Raw genomic sequence first — 18788 nt, forward strand, 5'->3', positions numbered from 1 at the left:
GTTCATTCTTCCAGTTCTTATGTTGGTTATTTGGCTTTTTGCAGTGTTGTTTGGTTATTTAATGGTCTTGCTGGACGAATGGCTATTTTCCAATTCTGTGGGTGGATGGGTTTAGTTGGTACGTATGGCTGGTTATTACTGCATAAGCTAGTAACTCCGGGTTGGTTCCCGCTTGAAATAAGGTGGGTTCCGGTTAGTGTTATACTGATATGGATTGCTTGGCTTGCGCATCATACCAATAAGCAGGCAGCAAGTATGCTTCTTTTGGTTGGCTGTATGGTTTGGTTTGCTCCAGAGGCAACGACATTCCTGATCGATGTTGATGTCAGCACACAAGTCATTCAATTATTGTTTACCGGTAAGTTTGTTTCTGTCGGATTGGCTTTATTTCTGTTACGCAAAAAATGGGTAGAGTGGGTTATATAACATATGGTGAAATTATCAAAAAGACTGCAAATGATTGCAGATCGTGTTCCGGCAGGATCTAAGCTGGCTGACATAGGTTCAGACCACGCTTTGCTGCCAACTTACTTGGCGCAGCGAGGTGTAATTGTGTTTGCTGTTGCGGGTGAAGTGAATCCAGGTCCTTATGAGGCAGCTAAACGACAAGTATTGGAAAGTGGTTTAGCCAAAACAATTAGCGTCAGATCCGGAGATGGTCTTGCGGTTATCGAAGCCGGCGAAGTGAATGTGATAACCATCGCCGGAATGGGCGGGAGCTTGATGGCAAGTATTTTGGATGCAGGAAAAAGTAAGCTCCAGGGGGTTACTCATCTTGTTTTACAGCCGAATGTAGGCGAAGATCATGTGCGCCGCTGGCTGCTGGAGCAGGGATGGAAGTTGGAATCCGAGGCGATTTTGGAGGAAGACGGTAAGATTTACGAAATTTTAACGGCTGTTTCGGTGGCGGAAGATGCTAACGAGTCATTGAATGAGCTGTATGCGGAACGTTTATTGCCGAGTAATATCAAGATCAATACAAATAGGCTTCTTCAGTTGGGGCCTTATTTGATTAATGAACCTAGCGAGGTATGGTTTCGCAAATGGGAAAGTGAACTGAAGAAACTGGAAATGATTGAGGGGCAGCTCAAGCGTTCTGACGCTGAAGCTTCTAAGCTGAAAGCGGAGCAAGTCGGACAAGAGATACGAGAAATCAGGGAGGTGCTGGCTTGTTTGCAAAAGGTCAAACCGTAATACAGCTATTTGAACAGCTGGCACCCAAACATTATGCGATGCCGGATGATAAGATTGGTCTTCAACTAGGCTCATTGCAAAAAGAAATCAAGAAGGTTCTTGTTGCCCTTGATGTGACGGACGAAGTGGTAGAGGAAGCCATTCAAGTCGGGGCTAATCTGATTATCGCGCATCATGCGATTATCTTTCGCCCACTGGCTCACTTGCAGACAGATTCGCCAGCGGGTCGTTTATATGAAAAATTGATTAAGCAGGATATCGCTGTTTATATTGCGCATACGAATCTGGACGTTGCTGAAGGTGGCATCAATGATTTGCTCGCCGAAAAACTCGGTTTGACGGACCTTACGCATCTGGAGGATGTACATACAGAAAAACTTCAGAAGCTGGTTGTTTTTGTCCCTGAGACCCATCACCAAAGTGTACTGGATGCCCTATTCAACGCCGGAGCGGGTGGAATCGGGCAGTACAGCCACTGCAGCTTCAACATCCCCGGAACGGGGACGTTCCTGCCGCAGGAAGGGACGCATCCGTATATCGGGGAGGTCGGCAAGCTCGAACGCGTACAGGAAGTACGCGTAGAGACGATTGTGACCGCCAGCGTGCAGCGCAAGGCGGTTCAAGCTATGCTGAAGGCTCACCCCTATGAGGAGGTGGCCTATGACCTCTACCCGATGGACCTCAAGGGTAGAGCGTTTGGTTTGGGCCGCGTGGGCAAGCTGCCCGCGGCTGTGACACTTGGCGAGCTGACGGAGCTCGCTAAGCAGGTATACGACGTGCCGACGGTGCGCGTCGTTGGCGATCTCGCACGGCCCATCCGCAAGGTGGCCGTGCTCGGAGGCTCTGGCGGCCGCTATACGCGGCATGCCTTGTTCGCCGGCGCAGATGTGCTCGTCACCGGCGACATCGACTACCACACAGCGCACGATGCGTTAGCGGCGGGCCTTGCTCTCATCGACGTCGGGCATAACGTCGAGAAAGTCATGAAGCGCGGTGTTGCTGATTATCTCGCTGAGCAGCTTAAGAAGTCGGATACCCAAGTGCTGGCATCCGAGATTAACACAGAGCCATTTCAATTTCTTTAGGCTTTTCTCAATTCTTTGTACTGGAATGATTAGCCTAGGAAATGTTTTGTTCATCTTGGGTGGTTGTATTTTGGGTGCATTCCTTGTATACTAGCAAATGCGTCGGAAAGTTTGACAGACAATCGCTGGCTGTGGGTAAGCCACAGCGAGAGGAAAGTCCGGGCTCCATATGGCAGGGTGCTGGATAACGTCCAGTCAACGCGAGTTGAAGGATAGGGCCACAGAAATGGACCGCCGATGGCTCGAGAGTTTGGCATTAGCGAAACTCGTAGCGTAAGTTTTACGTGAGATGAGCACAGGCAAGGGTGGAACCGTGGTGTAAGAGACCACGAGGTTCTATGGTGACATAGATCCTGGTAAACCCCACTTGGAGCAAGGCCTAGTGGAACGCAAGCTGCTTTCGAGGCAGCAGTCTTCGCCTGAGACGCGTTCGGGTTGGTCGCTTGAGCTGTGCAGCAATGTATGGCCTAGATAGATGATTGTCGCTTCAATGGTGGCAGGGGAGCAGACGCCCGTTACGACCACTGGAAGTACAGAACCCGGCTTACGGCAAACTTTCCATACTGTCGGTTACCCGCAAGGCTTATGCCTTGCGGGTATTTATGTTGTCCATCTGTTTTAGTGGGATATAAGTCCGGATCATTAATGGCTTTGTCGTAAAAAAGCAGCAACAAAGCTGGTAGGGTAAAGGCAGTCAGCCAGCCGGAAGCTTGGTTGTAACGCGGTTTTCCAGTGTTACAGAAGGAACCAAGCTAGGCAACTACTCTGTAAGAAGGAAAAACCGACTTACAGAGGTCGAAAAGGCAGTCAGCCAGCGGAAAGTACATTGTAACGCGGTTTCCAGTGTTACAGAGAGAGGAGCCCCAATAACGGCTCAGTAGTAAGTATTGACATTCCAGTTAAATTACTTAATAATTAAATTGTTAAATGTTTACTAACTAAATATTTAAGTTATAAACATTTAGTTAGTAAACATTTAACTGCAGCTCTTTATTATGCATTGGACTGTAAAATCCAAAGGAGGCTTCTAAAATGACAGATTCATCTGATTCATCATTTCTTGTTCAAGAGTTAGCTCGTACGTTTGGTCAATTAGCAAGATCAAGTAACAAGAGTCGATCTTTTAAAGGACTGCGACAAAGTGAGTTTACCCTGCTGACAACTGTTTCTTATTATACCGGCGCGAATGCTGAAGGAATCAAGATTTCTGAGCTTAGTCGATCTCTAGATGTAACGCCGGCTGGAGCTACACATTTGGTGGATGCCCTTGAGGAAATAGGTTATTTGGAGCGACTGTCGGACCCCAACGATCGAAGAATTGTTCTCGTGCGAACAACGGCAAAAGGGGAGGAACAAATAAAAGAAACAGAAGCACACTTCTTCCATGTATTTAAAGAATTAGCGGAACATCTCGGTGAGCAAGACGCAAAGGAATTGATTCGACTTTTGAGAGCTAGTCTTGGCTTTTTGCGGGAGGTTGAAGTAGTTGGCGTTATTAGAGGTAACGGATCGAACTTTTGCGGAAGCCATTCGAGTTCAAGGTGTTACAGTGGTTGATTTTGGTGCGCCCTGGTGTCCTCCTTGTAAAACGTTATTGCCGATTCTAGAGGAGTTAGATAGGGAATATGAAGGCGAAATTTCTATTTTGAAGGTGAATGTGGATGAATCGCAACAAACGGCGAGATTGTATAGTGTGATGTCGATGCCAACTGTCATCTTCTTTACTAATGGAGAAGCCTTAGATAAGCTAGTTGGCTTGCAATCTAAAGACGTTTATGCGAATAAAATCACAGGATATTTAAGCAATATGAAATAACAGTAAAGATGGGCCAAGCGGCAAATGCTTGGCCCATCAAATGTTTAATATCTATATTTTTGAGTAATCAGATTCAGCTGACGAAATAATTGTTGTGGCCATATGGAGCTTAAAGTTGTTGCCTGTTTAGCCATTCTACAGCTTTGACCACATCAATAAGGCCAAAACCGAAATATTTATCTCGGCCAGGTGTGCCTAAGTCTTGCGCCGATTTTCTCATGATCTCGTACACCTCGGTATTTTTCAACGCCGGATTTGTGGAGCGAATGAGAGCTGCCAAAGCAGTCACATGAGGACTTGCCATGGATGTACCTGATAAGGCTGCATATTGATTGTTCGGATACGTACTAGCAATGCTTACGCCCGGTGCTGTCACATCAATATAATCGCCGTAGTTGGAGAAAGGTGCTTTTTTATTCTCCGAATCGCTGGCGGCTACGGCGAATACTTCGGTATATGCGGCAGGATAGCCAGGTCTTTCCGTATTGTCATTGCCGCTCGCCGCGATAATCGCCACATCTTTGTCATACGCATATTTGATTGCATCATGCAGAAAGCTGGAATCCGCATAGTTGCCTAAGCTAAGGTTCATTACTTTGGCACCATGATCTGCCGCCCAAATTATACCTTGCGCAACGGAATATGTGCTTCCCGCTCCTGTTTGATCTAATACTTTCACGGGCATCACTTTGTTGTACCAGGTCATACCTGCAACACCGAGGTTGTTATTTACAATCGCGGCAATGACACCTGCGACATGTGTTCCATGCCCAACATCATCTTGTGGGGAGTCCGAACTGCTGATGACATTATACCCTGGCAACAGTTGGCCTTTTAAATCCTGATGCTGTAAATCCGCCCCTGTGTCTACCACTGCTACAATGATATCTTTGGCTCCGCGATTCACTTGCCAGCCCTGGACAGTTTCAATCAGTGGAAGATTCCACTGATACTTGCTATACAAATTATCATTGGGTATAAAATTAGGTGACAGGTTCGATGTTTGTTGATTAAGTCCACTATCTTTGGTTGCATCATAAGTATCACTGGAACTTGTATCTCTATTTTCTTGATCATCATAATAGTCATTGGTCAAATATAAGAAATGAGGTTCTACATAGGCCACCGACCATTTTTTGAAATAAGCCATTAAGGCTTTTGCTTCCATGGCTTCCGTACGGAATACATACGTATATCCTAATTTTTGTACGGAATTTGCTTTGATTTCAGTTTTGATTTGTGCTAAGTCAGCTTCGCTAGGGTCCTGATTAAATCGAACTACAACTTCATTTTGATGATAATGGCTTGTTCCCTGGTTGTCTTCGGGGTGATCGACAACTTTATCTTGCAAGGTATCCGTATGCACGGACTCTACTTTATAACGGTTTTCGCTCGGATAAGGCTTCCAATCGCAAGTTTTTCATTTGATGATCGGTTACTTGATAGAGAATGTCTTGATGAATAACGCCAATTAAGGTACTGCCACTTACGGCTGAGGGTAAGCCTTGCACAAAATAAATGTGCTTCCCTTCACCAAATTTAGGAGATTGATAGTGTTGACCTGCGTCAGTGGCTGATTTTGCAGCTTTTAAGTAATCAGTTGCCTGTTCCAGAGAGGAAGTTGGCAGTTCACCTACTTTAATTCCTTGTTCAAAAGGTTGATTGCGTTTGGACCAAATAAGCATGTCCATTTTCTCATGTGCAGTTTTCATTTCGGCAAGAACTTGCTGAGCGGGTTCACCAGTATCGATTCTACTGAGCATTTTCGCATAATCAATCGAGCATTGACTTCGGCAGAGATCGTCTGTTAATTTAACATCCTGGTCTAAAAGAGCTTTTTTGGCTGTAGTTTCGTACTTCACGCTGTAAACCTCGGGCCCTGGTTGTTTGGGGTGACTCGGATGCTGTGGAAACAAGATAATGCCTAATCCAAGAACAAGAGCAATAGAAGTAAAATACCGCCACATAAACAACCTCCTTTTGTGCTTGCTTAAACGTCCTTAAGTGCACGAACGGTTTCATCTCAGATAGGTTTGGAATCGGAGGTTTGTTTTATGCATGGAAAATGGCGTTTTGGATATACCCTTTCACGTTAATTTATGGTAGGATAGGAATAGCGCAATTAGAGGAGGTCTTCATAGATGGACTGTTTTTAATGTAAAAAATGTTTGTGATTCAACACGTACGAAGCTTAAAGAAACAACTGCCAAAATGGAGCTGTTTTTGAATCAACATTCGCTTTCCCAGTTAAATGTTGAGAATGATCCGGCTATGGATGAATTTTACCGCGGGTATTTACAGGATACGCGCCATTTGCTAGTATTTTGCGAAGTAGCTTATGAAAAACTGGGCGTTAGCTTAAGACGTCCGACTTTTAATGTGGATTTCTCAGAAAAAGTACTTTATGAAGTGTATCATACATGTGTAAACACATTTTTCTATCCTAAAAACGAATGCTATTCCGAAGATGGTCGATATGCTTATACGGGACAAGATGCTATCCGTTTCCGCAAAAAACCTTCACGCGAAGTTCGCGACTTAACGATTGAACTATCCAAAGTGTTCGAAGAACTTCGTGAAGATCTTTCTTATTACGAAACAGATTACATCACTCAGCGCCGCATGCAGGGCGAAAAAGTATAAATTTTCGAATAATTGACAATAAAACAAATGAAGGGATGCGAATAGAACGCATCCCTTCATTTTTTGATAGGAGAATGGTGCATGGAACATGATTCCTTAGTCAAAAGCAGTATTTCGATTATTAAGCTGAATCAACATCCTCGCGGTGGTTATGTGGCCTCGCCCCTCTTTCCTCCTTATTCGTATAGTTGGTTGAGAGACGGTACCTTTATTGCTTATGCGATGGATCGGGTCGGTGAAACGGAAAGTGCGGAACAGTTCTATAGATGGGTTCATTATGTCCTTAAAGATAAGCGCTCTATTGTCGATACGCTTATTGGCAAACATGAGCGAAAGGAGTGGATTGACCGTTCAGAGTTTTTAGGGACTCGCTATCATTTAGACGGGCGTGACGATCAATCCGAATGGGGCCATTTTCAGTTAGACGGTTATGGCGCTTGGCTATGGGGACTAACGGAGCATATTCGAGTTACGGGTTGCACAACATTGCTAGAGGAATTTCGTGAAAGTATCGAGATTACGGTTGATTACTTGAAAACATTCTGGCACTATCCTAATTTCGATTGTTGGGAAGAGTTCCCTGACTTCGTACATCCGGCGACATTAGCTTGTGTGTATGGCGGTCTCAAGAATCTTGGTGACATAGAGAAACGTTCTGAGTTGTTGCAGAAAGCGGAAGATATTAAAACCTTTATTTATGCCCACAGTGTGCACGAAGGCCGTTTCGTCAAGTCCATTCATTGCGTGGATGAGATATGGCAGCCTGCGTTGCCCGCTGTTGATGCCAGTTTACTTTGGCTGTGCGCACCTTTCGGTGTATGCGAGCCCAATGATCCGATCATGCAAAAGACGGTTCAAGCGATCGAGGCTGACCTTAAACACGGTGGTATTCAACGCTATGTAGACGACCGCTACTATGGAGGGGGAGAATGGGTGCTGCTTACGGCTTGGTACGGGTGGTATCAAGCTAAGCTGGGTAACCGAGAAGAGGGGCAGCGGTGTTTGGATTGGGTTATGAGTAAAGCTGATGCTTTAGGAAGACTGCCGGAGCAAGTTCCTGATCATATGAGAGATGCAGCGGTTTATCCAGATTGGGTAGCCAAATTGGGCGAACCTGCACTTCCACTGCTTTGGTCGCAAGCTATGTACTTGGTGCTATCTGACAGCCTGAAATAAGCATACCTCACCCTTATGACGGGCAAATTGATAGGGGGGTGATGATTATGCCGGATGTCAAATGTGCAGTTGCGAATTGCGAATTTTGGACGCAAGGCAACAACTGTAACGCAGGAACCATCATGATTGAAGTCGATCAGCATGCGAACGCTAGTTACAATGAAGAGTTTGCAGGGGAATCCTTTGATTCGGAGCATCAAGATGCAGCTGCTAAAGCGGCCAACACCTGTTGTCACACTTTTAAAGCCAAGAACAAGCATTAAGGTTGCATAACATGGAGGCAGCATGAATAATGACGAAGTCTTTATGGACAAAGCTACCAAGGAACGGTACCAGCTGGAACAAATTCGCAGAGAAAGCGGATTTCAACACAAAGAAGAGTACGCGGCGGAAATTGCAGCTCCCTTAAGCGCTTTGAATGCCGTGAGTCCTTATCGTCCTGGCAAACCAGAGAAAGTGGAAGCCAGCTCTGAAGTTTCCGATGAGGAAGTTCAGGAATTGGTGGAAGTTGTTACTCGCAACAAAGCAGTAGGTTATGTCGCGCTGTTCGTTGCGTTGGCTTCACTCTTTGTTTGGCCTGTTTTGATGGGGGTATCTGGTATTGTTTTAGGGATTATTGCTTTTGTTATGGGGAACAAAATCCTTGGGTCTTGGTCAATTGCACTTGGTTTTATTGCCGTCGTCGCTTATTTTTTGTTAGTTCCCTATTATGCCTGAACGCAATAAGAGCAAGCCGAGAAATCGGCTTGTTTTTCTTTTATTTCGCAAAAAAACAGGTTATTCGCGTTTGAAGGGCATAATTAGCGGGTAAAGGCTCGTTAGAGCATCAAATTAATGCTTATACTCCCATTTACTCGTACTATTTGGTCAGGGGAGTCATATTTGCACCTTTGAATGCTTACAGTATTATTATATAATAAAAAGTGATATTTCAAATTCAAATCGAAATTAAGGGAGGTGTACCTATTCTCCTTGGTGCCGAAACGCACTTTATAGGGGATAGGTAAGGTATTGGAAGATCCTTTGCCCGGAACGTTAATTAGTTTTGTGTTAATGTTTGGATTAGTATTGTTAAATGGTTTTTTTGTCGCTGCAGAATTCGCGATGGTGAAAGTAAGAGGCAGCCGAATTGATTCGCTTGTTGAAGAGGGCAGCCGTAATGCAAAGTTCGCTCAAGGGATTATGAACAATCTGGATGCTTATTTAGGGGCATGTCAGCTTGGTATTACGCTTACTTCTTTGGGACTCGGTTATGTCGGGGAGCCAACTTTCGCCAAAATTTTGGAGCCGCTGTTCGCACCGCTGCATTTGCCTGAAACGGTGTTTCACACAATAACCTTTATCATTGCTTTTTCCTTAATGACGATTTTGCATATTACCTTAGGCGAGCAATTTCCTAAAACGTATGCGATTCGTAAAGCCGAACAAATGACGTTGTTTTCCTCAGGCCCCATGGTCTTGTTTTACAAAGTAATGTACCCTTTATTTGGATATTAAACGGAATATCCAACTGGATGCTGCGACGTGTCGGGATTGAACCCACTACTGAGCACGAGTCAGCCCATACGGAGGAAGAAATTCGTGTCCTCATGAAAGAAAGCCACAGAAGCGGACATATCGATAACACAGAGCTTACGCTTGTTGATAATATATTCGAATTCGCAGAAACGACCGCACGAGAAATTATGATTCCAAGAACAGAGATGGAAGTTTTGTACGCTGGACTTTCTTACTCCGAGAACTTAGCTATCGCAATTAAAGAAATGCGCACACGCTATCCGGTATGTGATCCCGACAAAGACAATATTATTGGTTTCGTTCATATCAAGGATTTACTTAAACCGGATGCAAACCTAAGAGGCATCAAAAAAATCATTCGACCGATTACAACGGTTCCGGACTCCATTCATATTAGTGATTTGCTCAAAATGATGCAGAAAAGAAAAAGCCAAATGGCGCTGCTCATCGATGAATATGGCGGTACCTCAGGGCTTGTGACGTTGGAAGACATTATGGAAGAAATTGTTGGCGAAATTCAGGATGAGTTTGACGAAGAGCGTCCAACCATTGAAATCAAAGACGAATTTTCTTTCTCTATTGACGGTTTGCTGCTCATAGACGAAGTTAACGACTATTTCGGCGTCGATATTGTATCGGACGACTATGATACCATTGGTGGCTGGATTTACTCACAAACAGAGATTCCGCCTAGTAAAAATCAGCAGGTCATCTATAATGACGAATATATGTTTATTGTGGAAGAGACGGACCATTTACGAATTTCGCGCGTCACTGTCAGAAAGCTGCCAGAGCCAAATGAAATGCTTCAACAAAATATATCATGAAAAGCTGGAAGAGCAGTCGATTAAGACTGTTCTTCTTTTTGCATAGAAGGGAATTTCGATGAACTTCTATTGCTGGGTAAGTGTGCGAAATAAAAAATAGGGGATAGTCGTCAGGGCTCAAAACGTGTACAATAAAGACAACAATAAGCGTGATAGAAACGAGGACTGACGGATGAACAGCACGAACAGCATAGATCCTAGATTGATGAAAGAGTTGCTCCAGCTGCAGCTGCTCAATAAAATGAGTTTGCTATCCGGTGGCACATCGACATCAAGTACGGATGATTCAGGTGATTTTAGCGCACTGCTGGAAACCGTTATGGGTCAAGCCTCAGGATCGACAATGACAGGAAAAGATCCCATGGCTTCACTATTAGGTTCTGCATCTGTGAATAGTATTCCCAGTTCTTTGAACGCCTTGGGCAGAGCTTATACACCGCTTCAAACCGCGAACAGGGCTTCCTCCTTATCGCAATACGACGGTCTTATTCAAGAGGCAAGCCGCAAGTACGGGGTAGATTCTTCTCTCGTCAAAGCCGTGATTCAGCAGGAATCCGAGTTTAATCACCAAGCGGTTTCATCAGCGGGGGCCAAAGGCTTAATGCAGCTAATGGATGGGACCGGAAGTGGATACGGTGTGACTAATCCTTTCGATCCTAAGCAAAATGTGGATGCAGGGACGCATTTCCTTAGTCATCTGATCAAGAAATACAACGGGAATGAAGGAGTCGCTCTGGCGGCTTACAATGCCGGACCTGGCCGTGTAGATCGATTAGGCATACAGAATGATCAGGATTTAGCCAACAAGCTTCACCTGCTTCCCAAAGAGACACAAGCTTATGTGAGTAAGGTGCTTGGTCATAAGACGACTTTTTCCATCTAACAAAATGTTTAAGAAGCTGATTTTCGCATGCGAGATGCGGGGATCAGCTTTTTGTGCTGCGGAGCAGGCTTGAGTTATCCTTTGTTATACGTTTTAATGAGAAGGTACTATTAAAATAGAAATGTGGATGCAAGTTAAAGGAGAATCAGCAAGATATGCTTTATCTGGATTACGCGGCGACAACGCCACCCTACGAAGAGGTCATTGATACAATTGCGGAAGTCATGAGGGAACATTACGGGAACCCATCTTCGATTCACCGATTAGGGGTTCAAGCAGACAAACTTCTACAAAGCTCCAAAGAGGTTATTGCCGGTGCTTTGGGTGTGATGCAGAGTGAAATTATATGTACTTCAGGTGGAACGGAAAGTAACAATTTGGCAATTAAGGGGGTAGCTTATAGCTATCAAAACCGTGGGAAGCATCTGATCACGACTCAAATCGAACATCCTTCGGTAAGCGAAGTGTTTCTTCAGCTTGAGCGTGAGGGTTTTCGGGTTACTTATTTACCTGTAGATCGCAAGGGGCTAGTAAATCTAGATGCTCTTCAGGAGGCAATCTGCGAGGAAACGACACTCGTAAGTATCATGTTCGTAAATAATGAAGTGGGGACGATTCAACCCATCTATGAAATTGGTCAATTGCTAGCTAAATATCCGAAAATTTTTTTCCATGTGGATGCGATACAAGGAATAGCCAAGGTGCCCTTCAAACCAAAAGCTTGGGGAGTCGATCTTTGCAGTGCCTCAGCGCATAAATTTCGTGGGCCTAAGGGTGTAGGGTTTTTATACCGGAGGGAAGGTGTGCAGATCAAGCCGCTGTTTGCTGGCGGCGCTCAAGAACAAGGGGCACGCTCAGGGACGGAAAATGTTCCGCTTATTGTGGGAATGGCTAAGGCGTTGAGGATATCACTCGATCATTTGGTAGTCAAAATAGAGCAAAGATATTGGATCAGAAGAAAGATCGTGGATGGCATATCCCGGATGCCAGAGTTGACGCTTACAGGCTCGGAGATAGAAGAAGAGATGGCACCTCATATCGTACATTTTGCCTTCGCTGGTATGAAGGCAGAGGTTGTGGTACATGCTCTGGAACAACGCCATATATATATTTCCACGAAATCGGCTTGTGCTTCGGGCGAATCAGATCCAAGCTCGGTAATGTTAGCGTTAGGCTGCAGCCGAGAGCAAGCGGTCAGTGGGTTACGAGTCAGCTTTTCAGAGGAACATAGGGAAGAAGATGCGGAGCAGTTCCTAGCAGCTCTGCGGGATGTCGTGAAGGAGCTTGCTCCCATGATTGCATTACCATCGATTCGAAGGGGGAAGCGAAGATGAAACCGGATTGTTTAATTTTACGCTTGGGCGAGTTAACGCTTAAAGGAAGAAACCGCAAGCGGTTTGAAAAAAGTGTTTTGACACAAATTCGTAAGGTTTTAGGTTCTTTTCCTGATTTAAGGTATATTCCGGAATATGGTCGCGTATATGTGGAGCTAGGGGGGGCTGCTTACGAGGAGACATCAGTTGCTTTGCAGCGCGTTTTTGGACTTGCTTCTTTCAGTCCGGCGTATCATGCGCCTTTGGAGCTTGAAGCGATTCAGGAAATGGCACTTCGCATGATGCAGGGATTGCCGAAACAACCGACCACATTCAAAGTGACAGTCCGCCGCGTGAATAAAGCATTTCCTCATGATTCACAACGCATGAATTATTTGGTTGGAGGCTATGTTTTGCAAGCTTGTCCTGGGCTGCAGGTGGATGTGCATAACCCTGAGGTGGAACTGCGTGTGGAATTGCGAGAGGAAAAGGCGCTCTTGTATGCAGAAGTTATTGAAGGGGCAGGAGGTTTCCCGCTAGGAACGAGTGGGAGAGCGCTGCTCATGCTGTCTGGGGGTATTGACAGTCCTGTCGCGGGCTGGCTGGCTATGCGCAAGGGATTGGAAATCGAAGCGATTCACTTTCACAGTTATCCGTATACTAGCGAACGGGCAAAGGATAAGGTGATTGAGCTGGCGCGTCAACTTTCGGCGTATTCAGATTCCATTAAGCTTCATTTGGTGCCCTTTACGAACGTGCAAACATCAATTCATCAAGCATATCAGGATAATTTATTAGTCACCCTGATTCGTCGAGCCATGTATCGTATTGCCGAGCAAGTTGCAGAGCGAGAGGGATTGGGTGCATTGGTAACGGGAGAGAGCTTAGGACAGGTAGCTAGTCAAACGCTGCCCAGTTTGAATGTCATTGGACGTGTTGTCACCTTGCCGCTCTTACAACCGCTCATTATGATGGACAAACAAGACATTATTCGTATTGCGGAATCGATAGGTACCTTTCCGATCTCCATTTTACCGTATGAAGATTGCTGTTCCTTATTTCTGCCTCCATCTCCAAGTACAAATCCTAACTTACGGATGGTGGAGAAGATTGAAAACAGTATGTCTTTTTTTACCAGCCCTAATTGAAGAAGCTGTTCAAAAAACCGAAACGATACACATCGTCAGCAGCGTAGAGAAGCCTCTTACCGAACAGCATCTATTTTAAAAGGCAAGAAGCCGTCGGAGGTCGTTAAGCATGATTGATGCGCTCATGTTGTTTTTGCAAATTATGTTGATCAATATTGTCCTAAGCGGTGATAATGCTGTGGTGATCGCGCTAGCGAGTAAAAATCTTCCCCTTGATCAACGAAAGCGGGCGGTATGGTGGGGAGCTTTCGGTGCCATCGCTTTGCGGCTAGTCCTTACGCTAGTTGCTGTGAGCTTGCTCAGTATCCCTTTTATTCAGGCCGGCGGCTCGATCCTGTTGTTCTGGATTGCTGTCAAGCTCCTTACGGATGATGACAATCATGCCAATGTCAGAGAAGCTTCAACCCTAGGTAAAGCTATTTGGACGATTATTGTTGCGGATTTTGTGATGAGTCTGGATAATGTGCTTGCGATCGCCGCAAAAGGGAATGGGAACAACACTGTCATTATCCTGGGGATTGGACTTAGTATTCCGATCATTATTTGGGGCAGTACGCTCGTGATGAATTTATTGCAAAAATTCCCCATACTCATTTTTATTGGAGCAGGGATACTCGGATACACTGCTGGAGAAATGTTCGTCAAAGATGACAAAATGATCGATTGGCTGCTGCATGACTACGAATTCCTGCATGTCTGGATTCCTATTGCTGCTTCGTCCGTCGTTGTAGTCATTGGATTTACGGTCAAATGGCTGCGCGGGTTCCAACTGAAAACGAGAAACGAATAGTCAATAAAAAAATACCACCAAGCTGATCGGGGATCAGCTTGGTGGTATTTTTTGCGAAAAACAAAGAGAATACCATAATTGGAAATTTAAGAAAACAAGTGTTTACAGGGAATCTTCGGGTGATTGATCAGGTTATCTAGAAAATATGAAACTTTTTTCCAATTTTATCGTCTAGTTTATAGGGCTAGTTACGATGAGAAGGGAGTTTACAGCGTGAATTTAAGACCATATAGGAGACATTTATTGCGTCTCACCTGCTTCCTAGGCTGTATGTTTGCTATTACGTGGGTGGTTATCCTGCAGCCATTTATCAGTGTGGCTAAGGCGGATGCTGCAACGATTGAGATCCAGTCGGAAGTCGGTTTTGGAGCATCTAATGTTAAGCAGGGACGCTGGACCCCCGCAACATTTACACTCCGCAATTCAGGCACCGACGTGTCCGGAGATCTTGCTGTGCAGATCGCCAATCCCAATCGTGGGAAGGATTTCACATATATTCAACATGTGGAGCTCCCCAAAGGCAGTACAAAAGTAATTTCTATGCAAGTACCTGGGTACGCATATGCGAAAAGCAATAATAAGATATCCTTTTATGAGAAATCGATTGATCATGGGAAGAAGCTTGCTTTGGATGGGACGACCTATCTGGATGCTTTTCAAATACCCAAAGAGACTCTGCAAGTAGGCGTCTTGGCGCGCGATGCAGATACGATGAATTTCCTTACGCTGTTAACTCAGTCTGGTAAAAAAATAAATGTCCTTCATCTCAAACAAACGGATATACCAGGTAACGTGTTAGGTTTGGATGGGCTTGATGTTTTGGTGTTGAATGATTTTGCATCAGACACATTAACGCAAGAGCAAGTAAAGGCGATTCAACAATGGACTCAGAGGGGCGGTTCACTGATCTTAGCGGGTGGAGCAGGTTATCAGAAAACAGCGACGCCTTTCGCTGAAGGCGCCCCTGTCAGTTATCAAAGTACCATTTCAGTTAAGGAGCTTACAGGACTGGCCAAAATAGGGGAGAAGGAGTTACTTCTTTCACAGCCATTCACCCTTTCACAAGCTGGTTTGGTTAAAGGCGCGGAAATGCTTGTTGCTGAAGGCTCCATGCCGCTTTATGCGCGCGGCGTTTATGGCAGCGGCTATGTGACTTATGTTGCGTACGATTTATCTTTGAATCCGCTTGCTTCGTGGAATGGCAACACGAGACTATGGGAGCAAATATTGTCGCGTCCTCTGGAGGATATAAATGCCAATAATATGAATCAGATGCATTATGGCAATGATCCATTTTATGAAATGGATCGGGCAATGGAGTATTATCCAACGCTACAACCGCCGAAGCTAGCTGTTTTGGCATGGGTATTGCTTGTATATGCGATTGTAATTGGTCCTTTGCTATACGTCATTTTAAGGCGAATGGATCGAAGAGAATGGGCATGGGTCGTGATTCCGATGCTTGCTATTGTAACAAGCATCGGAATTTTTCAGTTTGGAGCAACAAATCGAGGTAAATTGGCCGCTCAGATGTTTAATACGATAACGCTTAATGGTACAGGTACGGGTGTCAAACATGCAACGATGTCCGTTTTCCTGCCTAAAGGCGGCAATCTCGATTTGCAACTACCTGGAAAATTAGCGGTATCTCCTTTTTTTCAAGACTATGCTTCTTCGGATCTTCATGAGCAGAGTGAAGTCATCATTCGCCAAGATCAAAAGGCAGCATTCGTCGGATTCAAAGATATTCCCTATTCTTCAATCAGCAAGCTAACTGTGGATGAAGAAACCCCTGTAAAGACAGGCAAACTTGATTACCACATTACTGCGTTGTCTGCCAAAGACGCCAAAGGGGAAGTGACGAATAACACGTCAAAGGATTTGACGGACGTTGCCGTAATTGTGAATCAACGGTATGTTAAACTTGGATCAGTCCATGCAGGTGCTACTGTCAGCTTCGATACATCTAACGGAATCGGGATTTCATTTGCACAAGATGTGGGGCGAACGGCGTTTCCTTATCCTGTACCGAATAATGGGATCGATGAAAGTTTTCACCAACGGTCCATATTGACTACTTATTTATTTCGTAAGATGAAGCTATCCGGAAGCTTTGATCCGATGGTTCTCGGATGGTACAGGGAACAAACACCGCAAGCGCTGCCTTCTGGCGGTACCTTGCCGATGGATCAATTAACGCTGATGGTTCAGAATATGAAAATTGATTTTGTAACGCCTGAAGGTAAAGTTGTCATTCCAAACACCATGCTAGTGCCGGACCTGATCGACAACCATTTGAAAGTAAGTTCTATTAATTTTCAGAACGGTGCATTCATGCAGATGGGGGGCGGTGATGTCACGCTTGATTACAAATTACCGAACCTGGTAGGGGCAAAGTATGAACATATGGAGATGACGAGTGATGTTAATCCGGAGGTAACGACTGAATTGTGGAATTATCAGACTCAAGTTTGGGAGCCTTTAACGCTTAAGCCATATCTTACTTGGGATGGGGATAAGCTCCAGCCTTACTTGTCGGAGGGAAAATCGATTCGAATGAAAGTGACGACGGTTCAAAATAATACAATGTTCCGTCTTCCTGCAGTCTCTCTGGAAGGAGCGGTGAAGCCATGATTGAAATTACGGAGCTAACCAAAAGATATGGCAATTTTACTGCGCTGGATCAGTTAACGATGCAGATTGACAAAGGAACGGTGTTTGGTTTCGTAGGTCCGAACGGTGCGGGGAAATCAACGACGATGTCCATTCTGGCTACGCTCTTGAATCCTACTTCAGGAACGGCCAAGGTTGGCGGGTACGATGTGACGGAGAAACCGCAAGAGGTTCGTAAATTGATTGGCTATATGCCGGACTTCTTTGGGGTTTATGATAATTTTAAAGCTACGGAGTACCTGGATTTCTATGGCGCTAGCTACGGAATTCCACGAGCAGAACGGTTGAAGCTGATCCCACAGCTTCTTGATTTAGTCAACTTAAGGGAAAAGGCTGATTTTTATGTAGACTCCTTATCGAGAGGCATGAAGCAGCGGCTTTGCTTGGCCAGATGCTTGGTCCATGAGCCCGAGGTGCTTATTCTCGATGAGCCGGCGTCGGGGCTTGACCCAAGAGCGCGCATTGAGATGCGGGAAATTCTCAAAGAGCTTAAGGCGATGGGCAAAACGATCATTATTTCGTCGCATATTTTACCAGAGCTTGCAGAAATGGTGGATGAAATCGGGGTCATCGAGTACGGTAAGCTGATTGCCAAAGGCAAAGTTGCGGATATACAGAGTCGGATGAAGGCCAACCGTGTCCTGCAAGTACGCGTGGTAACGAGGACCGAAGAGGCATTCGCTTTCCTTGAACAGCAGCCGCATGTCACCATGGTGTTGAATGATGAGAATGGCATACACGTTCATTTCGGAGGCACGGACGAAGATCAAGCTCAACTGCTAGCGCGACTCGTGGCGAATGGTTATCCACTCCTTTCATTTAGCGAAGCCTTAACAAATTTGGAAGATGTATTTCTCGAAATTACGAAAGGGGGCGGCGCACATGATGAGCAGCAAATTAAATTGGATTAATCCTGTGATGGAAAAAGAGTTTCGTTTGCGCATGCGAACGATTCGATCACCGATCTCAATCCTGGTGTATTTATTGGCCATCGGACTGATCGCCCTCGGATTCGCCTACATTAACATGAACAATCAGCAGGCTGGCATACTGAATACGGCGAGAAGCAGCGATTTTTTCTATTTTCTCAGCGCAACGCAGTTGGTTCTGATCGCTTTTATGACACCGGGTCTGACGGCTGGTGTGGTTAGCGGGGAACGTGAAAAACAAACCTTAAACATGCTGCTGACGACTCAGCAAAGCTCGGCAACGATCATTTTAAGCAAGTTATTTGCTTCTCTAAGCTTTATGTTGTTAACCGTCATAGCCTCGATGCCATTGTATAGTATTGTTTTTTTATATGGCGGTGTGTCCCCTAAGCAATTGTTAGCTGTCTTTGTTTTTTATGTGTTCGTGATGTTGTTGTTTGGGACCGTGGGCATTTTCTTTTCCACGATTTTGAAAAAGACAGTAATTTCAATTATAGCAACTTACGGTTTTGTGCTTTTTATATTTGGTTTCACTGCATTGGCAGGGTTGTTTTTCGGTAATATCGGCAGGAATGGCATGAATCAAGAAACACTTGGTTATTTTCTTAGTTTTAATCCGATGGCTGTCCTGATCAGTCTGATGGTTCCAGATTTTGCGAAGGAACTATTTAAAGGACATAAGCTGCTGCAAATGTGGCATATTTTCATTGCTGCCTATACGATAATTTCCATTGTCTTGCTCTGGCTTAGCGTGAGGTATCTAAGACCGACTAAGAAGTGGCGGAAGTGAGAT

Annotated in this window: 15 protein-coding genes, 1 other RNA gene and 3 pseudogenes; 18 read left to right on the forward strand and 1 reads right to left on the reverse strand. The window is 45.0% G+C overall.

Annotated elements, in window-relative coordinates; translation table 11 throughout:
* From FU659_RS35755 to FU659_RS23540, 6 genes and pseudogenes are all read left to right on the forward strand, one after another.
* Positions 1–426 (forward strand): annotated as a pseudogene (locus tag FU659_RS35755) (hypothetical protein); the annotation flags it as partial.
* 3 nt (positions 427–429) lie between these two features.
* Complete coding sequence (locus tag FU659_RS23520) at positions 430–1194, forward strand: tRNA (adenine(22)-N(1))-methyltransferase (RefSeq protein ID WP_147949784.1); 765 nt, start codon at positions 430–432, stop codon at positions 1192–1194.
* Positions 1170–2279: a Nif3-like dinuclear metal center hexameric protein gene (locus tag FU659_RS23525; protein WP_147949785.1), complete on the forward strand. Its 1110-nt coding sequence runs from the start codon at positions 1170–1172 to the stop codon at positions 2277–2279. The genes FU659_RS23520 and FU659_RS23525 overlap by 25 nt, the downstream gene beginning before the upstream one ends.
* A gap of 106 nt (positions 2280–2385) precedes the next feature.
* Positions 2386–2841: RNase P RNA component class A (gene rnpB / locus FU659_RS23530), an RNA gene on the forward strand.
* 470 nt (positions 2842–3311) lie between these two features.
* Positions 3312–3836, forward strand: coding sequence for a MarR family winged helix-turn-helix transcriptional regulator (locus FU659_RS23535; RefSeq protein WP_147949786.1), 525 nt, complete (start codon positions 3312–3314; stop codon positions 3834–3836).
* Positions 3829–4095: a thioredoxin family protein gene (locus FU659_RS23540; protein WP_397356384.1), complete on the forward strand. Its 267-nt coding sequence runs from the start codon at positions 3829–3831 to the stop codon at positions 4093–4095. The genes FU659_RS23535 and FU659_RS23540 overlap by 8 nt, the downstream gene beginning before the upstream one ends.
* Before the next feature lie 121 nt (positions 4096–4216).
* Here FU659_RS23540 and FU659_RS39365 read toward each other — a convergent pair.
* A pseudogene (locus FU659_RS39365) lies at positions 4217–6062 on the reverse strand (S8 family peptidase); the annotation flags it as partial.
* Between the two features lie 154 nt (positions 6063–6216).
* Between FU659_RS39365 and FU659_RS23550 the strand changes: the two are divergent.
* The 12 genes and pseudogenes from FU659_RS23550 to FU659_RS23605 all read left to right on the forward strand — a co-directional run bounded on the left by FU659_RS23550 (position 6217) and on the right by FU659_RS23605 (position 18785).
* On the forward strand, positions 6217–6738 hold the full coding sequence (locus tag FU659_RS23550) for a YpuI family protein (protein WP_147949788.1): 522 nt from the start codon (positions 6217–6219) through the stop codon (positions 6736–6738).
* An 81-nt stretch (positions 6739–6819) separates the two neighbouring features.
* Complete coding sequence (locus FU659_RS23555) at positions 6820–7914, forward strand: glycoside hydrolase family 15 protein (RefSeq protein WP_147949789.1); 1095 nt, start codon at positions 6820–6822, stop codon at positions 7912–7914.
* A 47-nt stretch (positions 7915–7961) separates the two neighbouring features.
* The gene (locus FU659_RS23560; protein ID WP_147949790.1) at positions 7962–8177 is read left to right on the forward strand and encodes a DUF1540 domain-containing protein; all 216 of its coding nucleotides are present in this window, start codon (positions 7962–7964) and stop codon (positions 8175–8177) included.
* Between the two features lie 22 nt (positions 8178–8199).
* Positions 8200–8631 (forward strand): fatty acid desaturase family protein, encoded by a 432-nt coding sequence (locus tag FU659_RS23565; protein ID WP_147949791.1) that lies wholly within the window; start codon positions 8200–8202, stop codon positions 8629–8631.
* A gap of 336 nt (positions 8632–8967) precedes the next feature.
* Positions 8968–10259 (forward strand): annotated as a pseudogene (locus FU659_RS23570) (hemolysin family protein).
* 172 nt (positions 10260–10431) lie between these two features.
* Positions 10432–11142, forward strand: a complete 711-nt coding sequence (locus FU659_RS23575) for a lytic transglycosylase domain-containing protein (RefSeq protein WP_147949792.1) — start codon at positions 10432–10434, stop codon at positions 11140–11142.
* Between the two features lie 155 nt (positions 11143–11297).
* The gene (locus tag FU659_RS23580) at positions 11298–12476 is read left to right on the forward strand and encodes a cysteine desulfurase family protein (protein WP_147949793.1); all 1179 of its coding nucleotides are present in this window, start codon (positions 11298–11300) and stop codon (positions 12474–12476) included.
* Positions 12473–13603, forward strand: a complete 1131-nt coding sequence (thiI, locus tag FU659_RS23585) for a tRNA uracil 4-sulfurtransferase ThiI (RefSeq protein WP_315971351.1) — start codon at positions 12473–12475, stop codon at positions 13601–13603. Before FU659_RS23580 ends, thiI begins: the two co-directional genes overlap by 4 nt.
* Positions 13604–13712: 109 nt before the next feature.
* Complete coding sequence (locus tag FU659_RS23590; protein ID WP_147949794.1) at positions 13713–14393, forward strand: TerC family protein; 681 nt, start codon at positions 13713–13715, stop codon at positions 14391–14393.
* A 270-nt stretch (positions 14394–14663) separates the two neighbouring features.
* Entirely contained in the window at positions 14664–17027 is a 2364-nt protein-coding gene (locus FU659_RS23595) for a DUF7408 domain-containing protein (RefSeq protein ID WP_222708614.1), read from the forward strand.
* Positions 17024–17977, forward strand: coding sequence for an ABC transporter ATP-binding protein (locus tag FU659_RS23600; RefSeq protein ID WP_147949796.1), 954 nt, complete (start codon positions 17024–17026; stop codon positions 17975–17977). The genes FU659_RS23595 and FU659_RS23600 overlap by 4 nt, the downstream gene beginning before the upstream one ends.
* The gene (locus FU659_RS23605) at positions 17949–18785 is read left to right on the forward strand and encodes an ABC transporter permease (RefSeq protein WP_261808000.1); all 837 of its coding nucleotides are present in this window, start codon (positions 17949–17951) and stop codon (positions 18783–18785) included. The genes FU659_RS23600 and FU659_RS23605 overlap by 29 nt, the downstream gene beginning before the upstream one ends.
* The last annotated feature ends 3 nt before the right edge of the window (positions 18786–18788 follow it).

This window comes from Paenibacillus sp. N3.4, from assembly GCF_008017805.1.
Lineage (GTDB): Bacteria > Bacillota > Bacilli > Paenibacillales > NBRC-103111 > Paenibacillus_E.

What these genes read in the sequence shown, in the direction of transcription:
- FU659_RS23520 (WP_147949784.1), top strand. Translation starts at nt 430, where the DNA reads ATGGTGAAATTATCAAAAAGACTGCAAATGATTGCAGATCGTGTTCCG.
- FU659_RS23535 (WP_147949786.1), top strand. Translation starts at nt 3,312, where the DNA reads ATGACAGATTCATCTGATTCATCATTTCTTGTTCAAGAGTTAGCTCGT.
- FU659_RS23555 (WP_147949789.1), top strand. Translation starts at nt 6,820, where the DNA reads ATGGAACATGATTCCTTAGTCAAAAGCAGTATTTCGATTATTAAGCTG.
- FU659_RS23560 (WP_147949790.1), top strand. Translation starts at nt 7,962, where the DNA reads ATGCCGGATGTCAAATGTGCAGTTGCGAATTGCGAATTTTGGACGCAA.
- FU659_RS23565 (WP_147949791.1), top strand. Translation starts at nt 8,200, where the DNA reads ATGAATAATGACGAAGTCTTTATGGACAAAGCTACCAAGGAACGGTAC.
- FU659_RS23575 (WP_147949792.1), top strand. Translation starts at nt 10,432, where the DNA reads ATGAACAGCACGAACAGCATAGATCCTAGATTGATGAAAGAGTTGCTC.
- FU659_RS23580 (WP_147949793.1), top strand. Translation starts at nt 11,298, where the DNA reads ATGCTTTATCTGGATTACGCGGCGACAACGCCACCCTACGAAGAGGTC.
- thiI (WP_315971351.1), top strand. Translation starts at nt 12,473, where the DNA reads ATGAAACCGGATTGTTTAATTTTACGCTTGGGCGAGTTAACGCTTAAA.
- FU659_RS23590 (WP_147949794.1), top strand. Translation starts at nt 13,713, where the DNA reads ATGATTGATGCGCTCATGTTGTTTTTGCAAATTATGTTGATCAATATT.
- FU659_RS23595 (WP_222708614.1), top strand. Translation starts at nt 14,664, where the DNA reads ATGTTTGCTATTACGTGGGTGGTTATCCTGCAGCCATTTATCAGTGTG.
- FU659_RS23600 (WP_147949796.1), top strand. Translation starts at nt 17,024, where the DNA reads ATGATTGAAATTACGGAGCTAACCAAAAGATATGGCAATTTTACTGCG.
- FU659_RS23605 (WP_261808000.1), top strand. Translation starts at nt 17,949, where the DNA reads ATGATGAGCAGCAAATTAAATTGGATTAATCCTGTGATGGAAAAAGAG.